We start from the raw sequence: 18,495 nt of genomic DNA, 5'->3' as shown, positions 1-18,495 counted from the left end.
TTAGACCCATACATTCTCTAAAATCCCGGCATCCTTCGCTTTGGTTACGGCCTCAATTCTGGATTTTACACCCAGCTTTTGAAACAGATGCGTCAGCTGGTATTCAAGCGATCTTTGACTCATGCACATTTGCTCGGCAATTTGGCGATTGCCCTTTCCCTGGGCGATCTGCTGCAAAATTTCTACATCGCGCTCACGGAGCGCAGGTTTAAAGACGGCCGACAAGGCAGGCAGTGCATCCATTTTATTTTTTCGAAGCGTCCTGAACACGTCAAGCGGAAGGACAACTTCCTGACGGAGAGCACAGCGAATGGAATTGATAAGTTGGTCTCTGGTGGCTGTTTTCGGCACAAAACCGGCCAAACCCATTTCGATCAGTTTGTTCAGATGAGGGCCGATATCGAAACCTGTATAAATCAGAATACAAGCGTTCGGCTGTATATTCAGGACTTCTGCGGCAAGATCAATTCCGTTTACCGATGGCATAAACAAATCAAAAAGCATGATATCAAAGTGCTCGTTTTGGATCAGTTCGAGGAGGCCCGAAACCTGATTTTGAACGGTGACCTTGTACTCCGGATCTTGTTCCAGTATAAATTTCGTACCTTCGGTCACGGCCGGATGATCATCTACCAATAATATCTTCAGCATGTTGTACCTCCACAGTCAGTAATAGGTTTTTAAGGCGTCCGGGATCGTCGTCTGCAGACACGGAAGATAAACATGGATCGTCAATCCTTCCCCTGGTGCCGTAAGTACATGGATCTCGCCTTCCAAACTGCGAACCCTCTCTCTTATGCCATAAAGCCCCATCGTTTTATATGAATTTCTCAATTCTCCTGATTGCAGGCCGATTCCGTTATCCTGATACGTCATCAGAAAGCCGTCTTCATGATCTGCGATCGAAATGAAGACCTCTGTCGCTTGGGAATGTTTATACGCATTGTTCAGGAGCTCCTGATTGATCCGGTAAACGGCGATCATTTGCTCGTCAGGCAAAGGGATACAAAATCTTTCGCTATCGAAGATGATTCTGTAGTCAACCCGCATTTGAACATGTTCATACAGCGCCTCCAGGGCTTGATTAAGCCCCCACTCTTTCAGAAAAGGAGGACGAAGTTCGTTGCAGGTCATCCGGATTTGATGAATGATATCCAGCATTCCCTCTCCGATATCCTGCAGCTCCTGTTTGAGCTCCGCACTGGCCGCCTCCGAATACTGCACTAGTTCAAGCTTTCGGTACAGGATAATTTGTTCCTGCAATACAGAGTCGTGCAAATCCTGGGACAGGTGCTTTCTTTCCTTCTCGGCCATTGCATACTGCAGCCTGGGAAGCCATGCCGGGGTCTTCTGCTCTTTGGTCAACCGTTCCAGTTCATCCGTTAGATCATTTATTTTCAGCATATTGTCATAACAAACGTTCAAGTACCGGGACAACGTTCTAATCCATACCTTGACAGGTGTTTTATACAGTTTTGGCTGACGTCCCTCGATTAAAATCAGGTTGGTCATTCCACGCCAATCGCCGATTAAAAAGATGGCAGCCTCACCGTATGGAAATAGCTGCCCCTCAGGAAGACGGATCCCCTGATACCTGGTCAATCCTGAAAGAACCTCTTCATTCGGCTGGCAGCCGGCCTTGCATGCAAAGTTTCGGAAATTTCCTGTCTCGATCAACGAGACTCGCGAAGTCTCCAGGACCTCCTGCAGTTCATGAACGACTCGTTTTTCCAGTTCCGCAATTTTCATCATCCCTGAGGCGTCCTCGGAAAATCGGTCAAGACTATTCTGGAGTTGAAAATAAAGTTCCTCGTTCCTGTTTATGGCACTTTCGTTTTTTTTATGTTCCGTGATATCTTGTGCTATTAAAAAGGCTCCCTCCTGGTCCGCAGGAAGAAAAGTCAAACGAAAGCTGGCAGCTTCTGATGCACAAAATGGGGAGGCAGTCTCGATGCTCGCAGGTTGTGCCGGGCGGGCTTCCGAAAAAGCGCGTTCGGCCTTTTCCTTGCATATTGGGGAAATGAATTCCGTAAAATGACGATGAACATAAACGGTGCCTGCCTGATTCGCAAGCATCCTGGCGGCCGGATTTTGCCCAATGATATGCCCTGTCCGATTCAGCTCAAAGACGGGATCATTGCTATAATAAAACAAAGGTTTGTAACACTCGCAGGAATGTGCCTTTGCTTTTAAGCGGTTTGTGAATTCCTTCCTGATTATGTATATCTGAATGAGAATAAAAAAAATGGCAAGGCCTACTAATTGTACGCTTTCAAGCAAGCTCATTCTTGATGTCACTCCTTAATAGGCAAATCCATTTTTGGACCGGTTTTTAACCGTGAGCATTTTGGCATCTGCCCGCTGAAGCAGCTCCAGGACGTCGGTTGTCCATTCTTCGGAAAGCGCTATGCCAATACTTGCCGATATATTTCCGCCTGAAGGCAGCGAAGTTCTTCGGATTGCCGCGAGCAGTGCTTGCGCGTGCTTAATCAACCGATTCAGATTAGTCTCATGAAAAATGATCACGAACTGGTCCCCTTGCATCCGGATAATGATTGGATTCTCTCCGCAGACCCGTTCCATGATCCGGGCGCATTGTACGAGCAGTCTGTCTCCGTACGCATGACCAAACTCCCGGTTGATTGCTTTGAAATTATCAATATCGACAAATAGAATACCTAATGCTTTGCTCTTCATGTTAAAAAATTGGCTCATCGTATCCAAAAATATTCGATTGAAAGCCCCGGTTACCGTGTCCTTGAACTGGGCATATTCAAGCCCTACCACGTTCGAGAGCAGTTCCGCCACAGCGAGAAAGAGGCTAATTTCCCGTTCCTTAAAAGTACCAGGCTTCCTGTCAATGGCGCATATCGTTCCGAAGGTTGTCCCATCTTCCAAATGGAGAGGGACGCCAATGAATGAACTTCTGCCCAATAGCTTTGTCATCTGCAACGAAGCGGTCAAAGGGTCCTGTTCCGTATCGGCGATGACCGTCGCCATCCGGCCATTTGCGCAAACGAGCCGGCAGTAGCTCTCTTCAAAAGGCAGCTCCAAGCCTTCTTCGATCCAAACGCCTCCTTGGTTGAAGGCTTTCAGGATCGTATCTTTCACATGATCATTGATGGCAATAAAGATGGTACTGACATCTATGGATTGACGCAAAATTTCAATAATATTTTGGGAGGTAGCCGAGAACGGTTTGCGTTGCAAGATCTCTTGAATCATTACTGGTGTTTCTCCTTGCCCCTATTAATTACTTTTCGAGCCACGTCAGATCATTGACGACCTTATTATAGTATCGGCAATGCTGCGCAATAATTTAACCGGATTGTTAACACCCTTTTACTTGGTAAAATATGAACGTGAATGGCCGCAGGTTTGATATGCCAAAAATGTCAATATCCCGCTTCGGCCGATTCATGCCCGACTTTCTTTTCAAAGAGGCTGATATAAAGATTAGGGACTACCTCCAAATCCTGAATCCAGTTGAACTTGTTTTTTAAATACAGATTCTTTGCAGGAACGTTGTCTTTGCCTGTGGATACTTTGATCAGCGAGGCGTCTGCATTTGATGATTCAACCGCATCCAATAGCTTTTGGGCAATCCCCTTTTTGAAATGTCCGGGATCGACCACCAGTCTGCATATGGTTAATTCATCGCCTTCCAGCTCATACGAAACGGCCCCAGCCAATTCGAGATTCTCGAAATAACCTAAAAACTGCTCCGTGCACTTTTGAAAATCTTCAAATGACTCCATTAATGGAGGGATTTCATAAAAGTTTATCAGTTCAGCCTCTACCACATAAGAATCACGCTGCAAATTGAAGAGTGTTTTCACGAGCTCTACATTTTGGAAATCAATGGTTTGGATCATTTTTTTCTCTCCCTTGGCGTCTAAATTTCTATTCAGTCCCTAGCAACACCTTAAAGTCTACCATGTTTGGTGAGAGCGGGCCTTCCGCTCCTAAAATTAAAAAACGAAGCACACCTTGTCAGATGCGCTCCGCTTTATTTTTCCGAAAAATCAGGAATGAAACTCCTGTCCGTCAGTCACTTCCTTCACATACTCCGCCCGAATGACAAAATCGCCAAAATGTTCGCCTTCAAGCCGTTCCTTCGCGTAACGGTTAATCATGGGCCGAAGAGACGACAGTATTTCGTCCTCGCCGATGTTTTCCTTGTACAGCTTGTTCAGCCGGTTCCCGGCAAAGCCGCCCCCCAAATACATATTGTATTTGCCGGGCGCCTTGCCAATAAAGGCGAGCTCCGCGAGCATCGGTCTGGCGCAGCCGTTCGGGCAGCCGGTCATCCGAATGACGATATCCTCATCGCGCAGGCCGGCCTCTTCCAGCATCGGCTCGATTTTCTCAAGCAGTGTTGGCAGATACCGTTCCGATTCAGCCATCGCCAGCCCGCACGTCGGCAGAGCGACGCAGGCCATGGAGTTTCGCCGCAGCGCGGAATAATGAACTCCGTCCGTAAGAGCATAATGGTCGATCAAGCTCTGAATTTTCTTCTTCTTCTGGCTGCTGACGTTGCCGATGATCAGATTCTGGTTGGCCGTAAGCCGGAAATCCCCGCCATGCACCTTGGCGATTTCACGCAGACCTGTCATCAGGGGGTAGCCGTCCATATCTTTAATCCGTCCATTCTGGATAAAGAGCGTGAAGTGCCATTTGCCGTTGCTGCCCTTCACCCAGCCATAACGATCCCCATTGTTCTCAAAATGGTAAGGACGAGCATCCTGCAGCTTCCATCCCAAACGGGCCGTCAATTCGCCCACGAACCAATCAATACCCCGATCGTCGATCGTGTATTTGAAACGGGCATGCTTGCGGACCGAACGGTCGCCATAGTCCCGCTGAATCGTAACCGTCTTCTCCGCCACGTCGATCATTTGCTCCGTCGTACAGAATCCAATGATTTTGGAGACTTGCGGATACGTCTTCGGATCGCCGTGCGTCATCCCCATGCCTCCGCCTACCGCTATGTTAAAGCCGGCTAGCTTGCCGTTTTCCACGATAGCAATAAAGCCCAGATCCTGGGAAAACACATCCACATCATTCGAAGGCGGAACCGCAATGCCGATTTTAAACTTTCTTGGCAAATAGACCGGTCCATAAATTGGCTCCTGTTCAACGTCCTGATCCCGGCTGTCCACCACTTTCTCTTCATCGAGCCAAATTTCGTGATAGGCTCTCGTCCGCGGATCCAGATGATGGCTCACCTTGCTCGCCCACTCATAAACCTCGGAGTGGATTTCCGATTGATACGGATTCGGGTTGCACATCACGTTGCGGTTGACGTCACCGCAGGCCGCCAGCGTGCTAAGCAGCGACTCGTTCACTTCCCGGATCGTATTCTTCAGATTCCATTTAAGCACGCCGTGCAGCTGGAAAGATTGACGGGTTGTCAGACGAATCGTTCCGTTGCCGTACTTATGCGAGATTCGGTCCATCATGAGCCACTGCGCGGGCGTAACGACCCCGCCGGCCGCGCGCACGCGGAGCATAAATTGATAGGCCGGCTCAAGCTTCTGCTTGGCCCGTTCGTTTCTTAAATCCCGGTCATCCTGCATATAGCTGCCATGGTGCTTCATGAGCCGGTTGTCATCTTCGGGAATGGAACCTGTGATCGGGTCAGCCAGCGTCTCGGTCAGACTGCCCCGCAGGTAATGGCTTCTGCGTTTAATATCTTCAACATCGCTGTGCGGCGCACTGTTTGACGACAGCAAATTATTATCTGACATATGCCTTATCTCCTCTCGTAATCTTAGGGACACCGTGATTTAGTATACGTCCCGCTGATAACGTTTCTGCTGCTGCATGGCGCTCAAATAGTCCGCTGCCTCTTCCGGAGTCAGACCGCCCTCCTGTACGAGGATCGTTTCCAGAGTTGCATGCACGTCATGCGCCATCTGCTTTTCATCGCCGCAGACATATACGCATGCTCCTTCCTGCAGCCACTTGTACAGCTCCGCGCTTTTTTCAAGCATCCGGTGCTGAACGTATACTTTCTTGTCCGAATCGCGGGAAAATGCTACATCCATACGCGTCAGCACGCCCTCTTTGAGCCAGCGCTGCCACTCCACCTGGTACAGGAAATCGGTGGCAAAATGCTGATCGCCGTAGAACAGCCATGTTTTGCCCTGAGCTCCCGTCTCCTCCCGTTCGCCGAGGAAGGCCCGGAACGGAGCGACGCCGGTGCCTGGTCCGACCATGATGACCGGCGTATCCGGATTGTCAGGCAGCTTGAAATTCGGGTTGTGCTGAATGAACACCGGCAGCGTATCGCCAGGCTGTACCCGCTCGGCGAGATGAACGGAGCAGACCCCGTACCGCTTTCGTCCCTGGGACTCGTAGCGTACGGCGCGCGCCGTGATGTGCACCTCGTCCGGGTAAGCTTCTGGGCTGCTTGCGATCGAATACAAGCGGGAGGGCAGCTTCCGCAGAATAGATACGAACTCCCCTGCCGGGATGCCTTTAAGAGAGTAATCCTGCACTAGGTCGAGCAAATCCCGGCCGTGCAGATAAGCGCGAAGCTCCTGCTCGCGTCCCGCTTCCAGCAGTTCCTTGAGACTGCTGCCTGGAGCAAGCTTGGAAGCCTGTTCCAGCAGCGGCTTGGTGAGTACGGTAATTTCGTAATGACGCAGCAGGGCGTCGCGCAATGTCCCTTTGTCGCCGCTCTTGTTAACGGCAACGGGCTCATCCGGCTGCCAGCCCATGACCGCGATCAGCTCGTCCACCAGCCGCGAATGGTTCTCCGGATAGATGCCGAGACTGTCGCCCGGCTCATACTTAAGATTCGACCCCTCCAGGGAAATCTCGAGATGGCGGGTCTCCCTGCTCGATCCGCGTCCGTTCAAATTCAAATTCTCCAGAACTTCCGCACGGAACGGATTCGTTCTGGAATACTCCGATTCCGTGTCAATCGTCGCCGCAGAACCGGCTTCTGCCGGGCTCACTGAAACGGCAGATGCTTCGCCAAGCGCAGCCAAAACCAGGTTCATCCATTCCGCCGCAGGCTCATCGAAATCCACGTCGCAATCGACACGCGGTGCAAGCCGCTTGGCGCCGAGTTGCGCAAGGCGCTCATCAAAATCTTTGCCTGTCTGGCAGAAGAACTCATAGGACGTATCCCCCAGAGCCAGAACGGAGAACTGGAGGTCCGGCAGTTGAGGCGCTCTTTTGCCATGAAGAAATTCGTGGAAAGAAAGGGCGTTATCCGGCGGTTCTCCTTCTCCGTGTGTGCTTGCGACGATAAGCAGGTTTCGCACCTTTTTCAAAGTGTTCGTCTTGAAGTCGCTCATCGGGGAGAGCGTCACCTGAAAGCCTTGCTTTTCGAGCTTCTTGGCCAGCTTCCTGGCCAGCCCCTGGCTGTTTCCGGTCTGCGATCCAAAGAGTACCGTTGCCTCTTTAGGGACCGCCGGACTGCTTGCAATCCCTGCCGGGGAAATTGCCGCAGCCAATGGGACTCCCGCTGCAACCGTCGCTGGTACAGCTGCAGCTCCCTGTAAAGCTGTCAAATATCCGGTCAGCCAGATTCGCTGCGAATCCGTCAGCGTAGGCAGAAGACGGCCCAGCAATTCAACCTGTTCCTGAGTAAAAGGACTGTTCGTTACTTGAAGTTCCAACAATATCCACCTCGCGCTGCATGCATGTTTTAAATTCCTAGTATTTTTATATACTTTATTTATCGCTACTTTTGACCCTATCACATATGGCGGTGACGGTCAATTTGGAACCTCTTATAAGATTTATTAGTAATCATTATATAAGGATAAATCCGGTTATTAGGACGAATACATCACACCTTCAGCCCCATCGCCTTGAGGAAAATTAGATTTTTTGTCTGGAATGTAAGATAATGAATAGAAAGTGTAACAATATGTAGGTAGGGAAAGCCTCGCCTTTCCCGGGATTTGTCTATTCATGAAGGTGAATAGATTCAATATCCGACTGGCGGCAGGTGGCGGCGTATTCGGCATGCTCGCCAAAAATTCGAAAGAACTGCGCCTTCTGATTCGGCTTTACCGGAGTACCCCGGCTCGAAAGGCCCGCTTTATTAAGTATGTTAAGGGAGAGGATTGGATTTTGGTTAAACGTATAGGGTGGAACGGAATTCTTCGGAAACCGTTTGTATTTTTCACCATTCTGATGATTTTGAAAATGCTGCTCGTTTGGAGCGTTGTATTTAAAGAGGATGGGAGCCTGGTGCTGACGCTTTTGTCCGGCATCCCGCCTGTCTGGTTCATCTTCTGCTTGCTTGAAAACTTCGTCTATAAGCGGAAGTTGGGCGCTTATCTGATTGTCGACTTGGTTCTTACGATTATTTATTTTGCCGTAATCATGTACTACAAATATTTTGGCGTCATCGTCACCTATCATGAGCTGCGCCAGGTCAACCAGGTGTCTGAAGTGAACACCAGCGTCATGTCGCTGATGGATCCTTACTATCTGTTCATCTTTACGGATATCGTGGTTCTGTTCGTGCTGCTCTTGTCAAACCGGCGCTTTCGGGCCTTTAGCAAAAGTCTCGCGGTTCGCGAGCGTCGCAGTGTGTTTTGGAGTCTTCAGGCATTAACACTCGTTCTGTGCATTCTGACCATTCTGCCTTACCGCCATGGGATGAATGAATTGCATCAGGCAAGAGATATGGGCGTCATTAATTATGAGGCATACGTCGCCTTCGCATCTTCCAAGGACTTGAAGATCGATCCTAACACAGTAACCGCTGCGAAAATTGCAGAGGTAAAAGGAATTACTGAACCGGCACAGCCGGCTTACTGGGAGGTCGCCAAGGGCAAAAATGTCATCATTATTCAGCTTGAGGCGTTCCAGAATTTCTTAGTCAATCTTAAAATCGACGGCAAAGAAGTTACGCCCAATATGAATGCGCTCGTCCGGGATCATTTCTACTTCCCGCATTTCTTCCAGCAGGTCGGTCAAGGAAATACGGCTGATGCAGAATTTGTAGTGAATACGTCCCTGTATGTTCCGCCGAACGGAGCCGCTTCCGAGGTTTATGCGGATAAAGAGCTGCCCAGTATGCCAAAAGCTTTTGCCGCGAACGGTTATTTGACAGCAACGTTCCATACGAACAACGTCATCTTCTGGAACCGGGATCAGCTTTACAAGGCGCTAGGCTGGGAAAAATACTACGACAACCGCTATTTTGGCGAAAGCGATCCGGTTGCCTTCGGTTCCTCCGACGAGGTTCTGTACGCCAAAACGTCCGAGGAGCTTGCACGCTTCCAGCAAAGCGGGCAACCGTTCTATGCGCAGGTCATTTCGATGTCCGGCCATCACCCTTTTCGTATTCCGGCAGCAAAATACAAGATGCAGCTGCCGAATCGGTATAAAGGAACCTTGGTCGGCAACTATATTCAGGCTCAGAACTACTCGGATTACGCCCTCGGCCAGTTTGTTGACGAACTGAAGAAGAACGGGGTTTGGGACAACAGTGTCGTCATCCTGTACGGCGACCACCAGGGCCTGCCGATTTATTCTTTGAACAAATCCGAAAAGGCGCTGATGAAGGAAATATACGGCCGTGATTACAGCTTGCCGGATATGATGAACATTCCGCTTGTCGTGTCCGTGCCGGGACAAAAAGCCCAGGTTTTTCAGCAGGTTGGCGCACAGTCGGATATTTTTCCAAGCGTGGCCAATTTGATTGGCGTCTCGCTGGGGGATCAGGTGCACTTCGGTCAGGATTTGCTGAATCATACCGATAATGTGCTGCCTGAACGTTATTATTTGCCTTCCGGCTCCTTCATTTCTTCCAAGGGGGCATTCGTACCCGGCAACGGATACACGGATGGGACTACATGGCCGCTGAATGGCGGAAAAGTTGCCAAACCGCTCGTTTCCAAAGACGAGTACAATCGTGCGCACGAGCTGATCAGCATGTCGGACCACTATGTCGAGTCACTGCCGGAGTGGAATAAATAACAGCTTAAGTCTGAGATGAAAAAAACGTACGTCGGCTTATAATCCGGCATACGTTTTTTTGTTCCTATTCTTTTTCAGAAGCGGCATTCCCAATATTCCCCTATCAGACATTGGCGAATTTCAACAAGCCGGCGTATAAGCCTTTTACATCCAGCCCGTCTGCCAAAAAAGCCTTGCGAATCAGCTCAGGTGCGACAAACTCGTCATACTTGCCAAGATAAGGAGCTTCCTCCGGCGCGAGCAGACTGGCCTCATCTTCGAGGCCCGAACATTCCATCAGGATTTGATCCGTCAAAGTCTGCCCATCCGCTTTGCCTGAAACGACGAAATAATACGGCTCCATCGGAACAACAGAGCGCAAAGAGAGCCTGTCCGCCAGTCTGTTTTTAAGCAGACGCTCCAATGTCCGAAACGGCTTGCTCCCTATCCATGGGAGAATGAACAGGGAATCCCCTCCTGCAGGGATCACGAAAGATTTCAGCAGTCCGGTTTCCCGTGCCAGGCGGCGCGCACGTTCCAGCCGGTTCACAGCCTGCGGGGAAAGATACGGATAGATCGCTTGCCCTGAGAGTACTTCTCTCATTTTGCGAAGGACCCGGGTATGAATGTCTCCGCCGGCTCCGAGCCATAGCGTATCGACCTTTCCTTTGGCCGCTTTGACATATACCGCTTTATGCTTCGTATCCACCTCCACAACCTTCCAGAGCTTCCCCGCCAGGGAGAAGCAGTAGCCGGGCGGCGGCACCGTCGTAATGGATCCGATCTCCTCGGATCCGTTATAAACCGCATGCTCCTCGTCATCTTTAAATACAGCCAGGAAACGAAAGTTGTTCACGATCTTTTCCCCGGTCAGACCGATGATGAGCGACTTGTCCTCCGTCCACTGAATATGATCGGTTTGCAGCAGATAATTCAAGAACACCTTGTACTGATCTGGCCTGATCTCTTTAAAAGAGGGCAGCGACAGCACATTCCTAGCTAGCTCCGCAGGTTCTGCTTCGCCCATGCTTTTGAGGATGCTCATCGTTTGATGATACATTAGGCCCATGGGCAGCTTCCGGAGCTCAAGCGGCTCAACCCATTTGGTATGCACGTACAGTTCTATGACAGCAATGGCTCTCAGCAGCGTCCACGGCATCCGTGCAGGAAGCTGGGCTTCCTCATCCTCCTCTTCCGGACAAACGAACAGCATTTCCGATGCTGCATCATCTCTCCTTCCCGATCTTCCCAACCTCTGGACAAAGCTGGACGAGCTGTAAGGCGCACCCAATTGAACAACACGCTCCAGCTCCCCAAGATCGATTCCGAGTTCAAGCGTCATTGTCGCAGCCGCCACGGCTGGTCCGGGGCCGCCCTTCAGGGCGGCTTCCGCTTCTTCCCTCAGCATGGCGGAGATGCTTCCGTGATGCACATGGAACACATCCGGCTGATGGCGTTTTTCAGCTACCCTGCGCAATTCAAGCGTCGTATATTCCGCGTCGGTGCGGCTATTGGTAAAGACCAAGGCTTTCTTCAGATGGGTGCTCTCGTAAATGAAATCGTAATACGCCTTGCGGGCATTTTGCAGATGCTCGGCCTGCTCTTCGTCGCGGGCATCGGGAAACGAAAAGTGATCGACCCTCAGCCGGAGCTTCCTTCCGCCTGGCGAAGACACAACTTCGACCGGCTGGCGGCTTCCAGCGCCAAGCCAGGACTTGGCCTCTTCATAGTCGCTTAATGTGGCGGACAGTCCGACACGCCTTGGCGAGCATCCGGCCATTCTCTCCACCCTGGCGATCTGGCTCAGAACCTGAATGCCCCGGTCCACACCCATGAACGCATGGACTTCATCGATAATAATGGTTCTGAGATCCTTGAACAAAGCAGGTATCGCATTCGGTTTATTCATAAGCAAACCTTCCAGCGATTCGGGAGTGATTTGCAGAATCCCGGACGGCTTTCGCATCAGACGGCTTTTCTCTGACTGCGGCACATCCCCGTGCCAGTGCCAGACCGGAATTCGGGCTTCCTGAAGCAGATCCTTCAGCCGTTCAAACTGGTCGTTGATCAGCGCCTTCAAAGGGCCAATGTACAGAATACCTACCGAAGAGGAAGGCTGCTGCCATAGCTCCGTTAACGCGGGAAAAAATGCCGCCTCCGTCTTCCCCGATGCGGTCCCAGCCGCAATCAGCAAGTGATGGGGCGTACCCATGCATATGTTGCAGGCTTCCACTTGTGCGCTCCGAAGGGTATCCCACTTCTTTTTATATATGAATTCCTGAATAAACGGAGCCAGTCTGTAAAATGGATGATCCTTCATAGTTCAAACTCGGCCAGAAAATCGTCCGCCTCATCCTGCTTCGAATCAGGCGTCTGCTCCGCACGCTCGCCCAGCAGCCCTTCAAACGTAGCGTCCGGATTTTGGTGCAGCGTATGGAGCAGGTCCATAAAATCGCGGATCACCTCACGCGGCGTAAGCAGCACGTCTGCGCCCATTCTGCCGACTTCCGTTTGCATGAAGAGGACAAGATCGCTGTCCGTCAAAGACGGTTCATAGGAAAAGTGAAGGCCGTGTATCTGCAGCAGCTTTTGCAGCAGGATCAGGATTTCCTCATGGGACAGCATATCCAGCTTCAGGATCGGCCCCGTGTAATTCTGGTAACCGCTGCCGGAGAAGCGTCCTTCCACGAGCCGCGACCGCAGCGCTTCATAACTGAACAAGCCGCGCCGCTCATCCTCCACGAACTGGGGCGTTCCGCCCACGAAAATGCCAAGATGGCTTGCCTTTCCCTGCATCGTATCATTAAACATCGTCAGCAGCTTCTCGTAATTGCCTTGACGGGAAATGCTGTTCGTAATTTTGTATAAATTAACGGCTTCATCTATAAAAAGCAACAGCCCCTTGTACCCGATCCGCGCCGCAAACTCCGACCATAATTTGATGTAGTCGTACCAGTTGTCGTCGTCGATAATGACGCCGACGCCAAGCTCTTGCTTGGCTGCGGTTTTGGTCGGGTATTCGCCGCGCAGCCAGCGGAGCGCCGCCTGCTTGCGATCATCGTCGGCCAGCTTGTACCCGGCCCAGTATGCCGAGAGCACCTGGGCGAAGTCAAAGCCGTGCACCATGTTCTGCATTTCGCCCGTTACGGCAAAAATCCGCTGCTCCACCTCTACATGCAGCGCCGGATCGGCCGGGCGAAGCCCATGCTCTTTCATTACATCCTGCTGAATAGATGAAATCCACTTTTGCAGCATGGCTTCGAGCGCTCCACCGTCGGGACGGGTCCGGGTGGACAGGTGAATCATGAGCTCTCTGTATGTAGCCAGTCCCTGCCCCTGGGTTCCGACCAGCCTTCTTTCCGGAGACAGGTCCGCATCCGCCACCACAAAATCCCGATCCATCGCATAGTTGCGAATCGTCTGCAGCAGGAAGCTTTTTCCGCTGCCGTAGCGTCCCGTAATGAATTTAAAGGCCGCTCCTCCCTCGGCAATATTGTCCATATCCCGCAGCAGGGCCTCCACTTCAGGCTTCCGCCCCACCGCTATATATTCAAGCCCGATCCGCGGCACGACGCCTGAAGTTAATGAATGCACAAGGGCTGTCGTAATCCGCTTCGGAATTTTCATTGCGTTCACCATACGTCACCTCTTCAAATGTTCAAACAAATGCTGGTAGTCCTCAGCAATCCGAGCTTCGTCGATGACCAGATCGCCAACGGTCTCCATTGCCGCGTCATTGATTTCGTCGACGAGCAGCGCGGGCATCGTTCCGTATGAATCGGCCACACGCGTCAGCTCCGATTCCGGAAATGAGCTAACCAAGGCTGACAGGGCTTCCATGTGAGCCGGACCCAGCTTTTCGGCAAACAAAGCCCACTCTTCGTCAAGTCCGTCCGTATCCCAAATCAGGGATGCCGACGTCTCATCGGCCCGACTCGGCTTGCTTATGGAGTCAGTCAGCGGACTTTCCCGGTGTACAGTACCGTCTAATACAGTCCCGTCCAGCGCAGTCCGAGCTTCTTCACGCCAGTCAGGCAGATCGCGCTCTTCTTCTTGATCAAGCTCCGTTTCCGGAACATCACCAGATGCTTCTTCGTCCTCAATCGTAAGCATGCTCCGTACATATTCGGTATCCTGCCGGAGCGCCACCAATTTTGCCGTGTCTATGGTAATCTTCGGCCGGACCGGCGCGGCCTGCGGCGAAAATTCCCGCTCGAGATAGCGCTCGATCAGATGTCCGATTTCCGGCTCAAGCGCAATGCCTCTAAGACGTCCTTTGAAGCCTTTAAGCTTTCGCAGCTTGTTCTCGGTAAACCGGATGAGTTCGGTCATGTATTTCCTGAGCGGCGCGTGCTGCGTGATTGGCAGCGTGGAAATCCGAATCGTCCTGCCGTAATAAGAGTCATCATAAACCGCGCTGCGAAACAAGTACCGTTCCACCGTCTGCTCCTGCTCGGGACGGAACATGTCGATGATCCGCAGCTGAGACGTCTTCAGCAAATAGGAATCGACAAGCGCTACGATCTTGGGAAGATAAGCTTCCAGTTCGACAATCCCCCCGGCCGTGCAGAAACTGCTGCGCCTTGTATCGTAGTCGCTCAAACTAAACAGCAGCTGGGGCGGAACTTGAAGGGGCTGCTCCTCCAGCAGCCTCAGGAGCTCGATGTCCGCCAGTTCGCCGGAAACGTTCTGTTCCGATACCGAAAAAATCTCCGTTAGCGGAACGTCCAGCCGATGAACCAGCACAAAATCCGAAACCCACTCCTTCAGGTAGCCGTCCAGCTGAGGATGCCTTGCCCGGTAGGCCATCCACACTTCCGTCAGAAGCTCGTACCCTTTCTCCGGCTTGTCCCAGCCTATGCCGTGAATCAGCTCATAAATGTAAATAAATATATAAGAAAGATCGGTATCCGGGTAATGCTCCTTGCGGACCTCGGATCTCCAGTAAAAATACCATCTGGATTGGGATTCGGCCATTTGCTCATAAGTGGGCCAATAGCTCATGAAAGGAACGAATGGCGCAGCCGGTCCTTCAAGATTGGCGCAGCGCTGTGCTTCTTCCGTAAAGCTGCGCTCCCTGGATACGAGCCGGAACATGCCCGTGTACGCCTCTGCTGTTTCCGCCTCGGTCCCGGAAGATCTTTCGGTTTCACCCTCCGGTCGGGCAATCGCTGCATCACGAAGAGGAATGCGGATTCCCTCATCTTCTTCGCTTAAATCCAATTCGGCAAACTCTACAGGCCTTGATTCGTATTTCATGCTCCATGCATCACCATTCGCTAAATTTCAGGTCATCCCCGGGAAGATTTGGATTTCTTTATTATAGCATGACGAAGAGAAAAAGCGTATATATGTTCCCTTTTTGGGTCATAAAAAAAGAAGCAGCCAGGGAAGAACGTCCTAAAGCCACTTCTCATATTTTTCCTGAATATTTTGACTGGTTACGACTCCCTTTTGCAGTAGAGGATTTGGCACCTGGCGGTTGTATTTGCGGATTTTCTGGTTGAGCTGCTCGATTTGGTCCTCATCGTTTGTCTGTATATTGTCCAGGATCGTCTTCATGTCCCTTACGATTTCCTTTCTCAGCGCAAGCCATGCCGGGATTAAATTCGAGCTTTTCAACGTTCTGGTGTATAAATCATCGCTTTCTTCGATTTGCACAGGCTTCCCTTTTCCCGGAAGATCTTTGAATCCTCCTTTACGGGAATAATTTAAGATAATTTCGGGTGCAATAACCGTCAAATCCTGCCTGAACCTAGAAAAAGACATAGTCAAAACGGAAAGAAAGCCTCCCCTTGGCCGGGAGGCTTCATCCGCGGCTTTCGCCGATTCTGTGATCAATATATTATCCAATTAATATCTTCTCTTCAGGATATTTCAGCTTGGACTTGTTCTTGTCTCTGGTTAGCGCAAGCGCGATTGTTAAAGGCCCAAGCCGGCCGATAAACATGAGAAGCATAATGACGCATTTTCCCGCATCGCTGAGCTGGGTCGTAACCCCAAGCGACAAACCAACGGTGCCGAAAGCGGAAACCGTCTCGAAGGCAAGACTCATCAAGGGGATACCGGTCTCCGTGACTTCGAGCAGGAACGAAGCCGTAAAGATCAGGGCAATCCCGATCATGGCAATGGAGAGCGCCCTGAAAACAAGATCTTTCGGAATTCTTCTTCGCAGAAAAGTAATGTCCTCTCGCTGCTTGATCATCGTCCACACGACCAGCAGCAGAAGGAAGAAGGTCGATATTTTAATCCCTCCCGCTGTAGAGCCTGAAGCTCCCCCGATAAACATGAGACCCATCGTTAGCAGAATGGAATCGCTATTGAGCTGTGTCAAATCCAGCGTGTTAAAGCCTGCGGTCCGGGGAACGGTGCCGTGAAAGTAGGATGCGATGATTTTTTCCTCCGGCGGAAGCGCTCCGAGCGTGTGCGGATTATTGTATTCCAGCAAATAAAACAACACCGATGAAACCAGATTCAAAACCAGAGTGACCCCGATCACCGTTTTCGTGTTCAGCGACCATTTCCGGAAATTGCGTTTTCGCACGACCTCCATGATTACGGTAAAGCCCAGTCCGCCAACTATGTATAAAGTAGATAAAATCAGGTTGACCGGCACGTTGCCTACATATTCGGTCATACTCTTATAGTCTCCCATAATATCGAAACCCGCATTATTAAATGAAGACACCGAATGAAACAGGCCGTAATACAAAGCCTTCCCCCATCCCATATCCTGTGACCATACGATAGCGAGCAGCAATGCGCCCGTTCCTTCGATAATCACGGTTGTCATAATCACCAGTCTGACCAGCTTGACGATACCGGACAAATCATACTGATTCAGTGCATTTTGCGCGATGATTCGTTCCGAGAGGGTAATTTTTTTGCCAAGCAGCAGTGCGACAACGATACCTAAGGTCATAAAACCTAGCCCGCCAACCTGGATAAGGCTCATAATCACTACTTGGCCAAACGGGGTAAAAGTCGTACCGGTATCCGTCACTACCAGGCCTGTCACACAGACGGCCGACGTAGCTTCAAACAAAGCGTCAAGAAAAGAAATGTGCTTGCCCGGTCTGGTTGAAATCGGAAGCGTCAACAACAGCGCGCCGATCACAATCATGATTAAAAAACCGATGGATAAAATCTGGGGCGGACTGAATCTAGTCTGATTGAGCTGTTTAAATGGTTTGGATCGAAACATGCAAAAACTCCTATTTTCTGAATGTTAGTTGAGAAATCTGGATAGCAGCAATAAATTACAGCCATATCCTGAACTTGTATTATACTAGTCCTCACAGGAAAAAACCACTAATTGAAGTCCGATGATTTGGCATCCGATGCCGTTTCGTTCAGTCGCAGCTTCAGCACCAGCGGCTTGATCGTAAGCCCCTGTATGAGGAGTGAGAACAAAACAACGCTGAAGGTGAGCACAAGAACGTCGTCCCTTCCTTCAAAGGACGGTGGGAGACTTAGCGCGAGCGCCAGGGACAAGCTGCCTTTCAGTCCGCCCCAGTTGAGCAAGGCTTTCCAGGAGGCAGGGAGCGTTTTTAGTCCGGCGACGCTTGCATACAGAGCAACTGTTCTTCCAATCAATACAATTAGAATCGCTGCGGCAACGACAAGCCACTTATCATGAAAGCTAATATATTTGATTTCGAGGCCGATCATTAGAAAAATAAGCGAGTTGGCAACCAAGGTGATGACATCCCAGAACGAGTTAATATTCATTTCCGTTTTCTCCGACATTCCGATCCTTGCTCCGTAATTGCCGAAGATCATCCCGGCCATGACCACAGCAATGACTCCCGACACATGGAAGTGCTCGGCTATAAAGTAGCTCCCGAAAAAGAGCAGCATCGAAAAAGCGATCTCCAGCGGGTAATCGTCGTACAACCGGATGAGCTGTGAGAATAGGAAGCCGAGAATTCCGCCAATAGCCGCTCCGCCCAAGCCGAATTGAAAAAAGAGCAGCACGCCTCTGCCCAAGCCTTCCCAGCCCATTTCCATATAAGTGAGCAAATAAACGGAAGAAATTTGAAACAGCACAACCGCGATTCCGTCATTCAGCAGGGATTCCCCTTCGATGATGGTGACAATCCGCTTTGGTACCCCCAAAGATTTAAAGATTGAAATCACGCTTATAGGATCTGTTGCACTCATCAGCGCTGCGAAAGTAAAAGCTACCGTGAGCGGCAATTGAAGCAAATAATACCCCATCAACGCTATGATGAGAAACGATAACAAAGTCCCCCCGAACGCCAAGGCTAACACGGGTTTTGTCTGTTCCCTCAATTGGGAGAAGGGCATCTTGAGCGTCGCGTCTCCGAGCAGAATGGGCAGAAACAAGGAGATAATGATCGCTTGAAATACGTGCGACTGGGTAATGAACGCTTCCGCCTCGTCCAGAAACGGAATATGGCTAATCCCGAGCAGCAGTCCGACGATAACCAGGGCAATGGAGTAAGATAAATTGATTTTTTTGGCGACGGCTATGACCGAAATGGAAATAGCCAGCAGGATAAGCAGCTGTATAAATACGGCGTTAAATGAATGCATAGA

At 50.6% G+C, this 18,495-nt stretch carries 13 protein-coding genes; 1 reads left to right on the top strand and 12 read right to left on the bottom strand.

What is annotated here, in order from left to right:
* The 6 genes from K7397_RS10705 to K7397_RS10680 form a co-directional block, all read right to left on the bottom strand.
* On the bottom strand, positions 1-651 hold the full coding sequence (locus tag K7397_RS10705; RefSeq protein ID WP_223067944.1) for a response regulator transcription factor: 651 nt from the start codon (positions 649-651) through the stop codon (positions 1-3).
* Between the two features lie 15 nt (positions 652-666).
* Positions 667-1,752: a sensor histidine kinase gene (locus K7397_RS10700; protein WP_223067943.1), complete on the bottom strand. Its 1,086-nt coding sequence runs from the start codon at positions 1,750-1,752 to the stop codon at positions 667-669.
* A gap of 549 nt (positions 1,753-2,301) precedes the next feature.
* Positions 2,302-3,225, bottom strand: coding sequence for a sensor domain-containing diguanylate cyclase (locus K7397_RS10695; RefSeq protein ID WP_223067942.1), 924 nt, complete (start codon positions 3,223-3,225; stop codon positions 2,302-2,304).
* Positions 3,226-3,395: 170 nt separating this feature from the next.
* Positions 3,396-3,875, bottom strand: coding sequence for a GNAT family N-acetyltransferase (locus K7397_RS10690; protein ID WP_223067941.1), 480 nt, complete (start codon positions 3,873-3,875; stop codon positions 3,396-3,398).
* Between the two features lie 150 nt (positions 3,876-4,025).
* Positions 4,026-5,750, bottom strand: coding sequence for an assimilatory sulfite reductase (NADPH) hemoprotein subunit (gene cysI, locus K7397_RS10685; protein ID WP_223067940.1), 1,725 nt, complete (start codon positions 5,748-5,750; stop codon positions 4,026-4,028).
* A 39-nt stretch (positions 5,751-5,789) separates the two neighbouring features.
* Entirely contained in the window at positions 5,790-7,634 is a 1,845-nt protein-coding gene (locus K7397_RS10680) for an assimilatory sulfite reductase (NADPH) flavoprotein subunit (RefSeq protein WP_223067939.1), read from the bottom strand.
* A 523-nt stretch (positions 7,635-8,157) separates the two neighbouring features.
* On the opposite strand from K7397_RS10680, the gene K7397_RS10675 reads away from it, so the two are divergent.
* Positions 8,158-9,954 (top strand): LTA synthase family protein, encoded by a 1,797-nt coding sequence (locus K7397_RS10675; RefSeq protein ID WP_237690849.1) that lies wholly within the window; start codon positions 8,158-8,160, stop codon positions 9,952-9,954.
* A gap of 103 nt (positions 9,955-10,057) precedes the next feature.
* On the opposite strand, the gene K7397_RS10670 is transcribed toward K7397_RS10675, so the two are convergent.
* From K7397_RS10670 to K7397_RS10645, 6 genes are all read right to left on the bottom strand, one after another.
* Positions 10,058-12,253, bottom strand: coding sequence for a DEAD/DEAH box helicase (locus tag K7397_RS10670; RefSeq protein WP_223067938.1), 2,196 nt, complete (start codon positions 12,251-12,253; stop codon positions 10,058-10,060).
* Entirely contained in the window at positions 12,250-13,569 is a 1,320-nt protein-coding gene (locus K7397_RS10665) for an ATP-binding protein (protein ID WP_223067998.1), read from the bottom strand. The genes K7397_RS10670 and K7397_RS10665 overlap by 4 nt, the downstream gene beginning before the upstream one ends.
* Positions 13,570-13,575: 6 nt before the next feature.
* Positions 13,576-15,192 carry a TerB N-terminal domain-containing protein gene (locus K7397_RS10660; RefSeq protein ID WP_223067937.1) on the bottom strand — a complete coding sequence of 539 codons (1,617 nt, stop codon included), beginning with the start codon at positions 15,190-15,192 and terminating at the stop codon, positions 13,576-13,578.
* A 141-nt stretch (positions 15,193-15,333) separates the two neighbouring features.
* Positions 15,334-15,786: a DnaJ family domain-containing protein gene (locus K7397_RS10655; protein ID WP_223067936.1), complete on the bottom strand. Its 453-nt coding sequence runs from the start codon at positions 15,784-15,786 to the stop codon at positions 15,334-15,336.
* Positions 15,779-17,137 (bottom strand): TrkH family potassium uptake protein, encoded by a 1,359-nt coding sequence (locus K7397_RS10650; RefSeq protein ID WP_223067935.1) that lies wholly within the window; start codon positions 17,135-17,137, stop codon positions 15,779-15,781. Before K7397_RS10650 ends, K7397_RS10655 begins: the two co-directional genes overlap by 8 nt.
* 107 nt (positions 17,138-17,244) lie before the next feature.
* Positions 17,245-18,492, bottom strand: coding sequence for a cation:proton antiporter (locus K7397_RS10645; RefSeq protein WP_223067934.1), 1,248 nt, complete (start codon positions 18,490-18,492; stop codon positions 17,245-17,247).
* Positions 18,493-18,495 lie beyond the last annotated feature (3 nt).

It is taken from the genome of Paenibacillus caui (genome assembly GCF_019904135.1).
GTDB lineage: Bacteria > Bacillota > Bacilli > Paenibacillales > Paenibacillaceae > Fontibacillus > Fontibacillus caui.
This window is presented reverse-complemented; position numbering and strand designations above follow the sequence as displayed.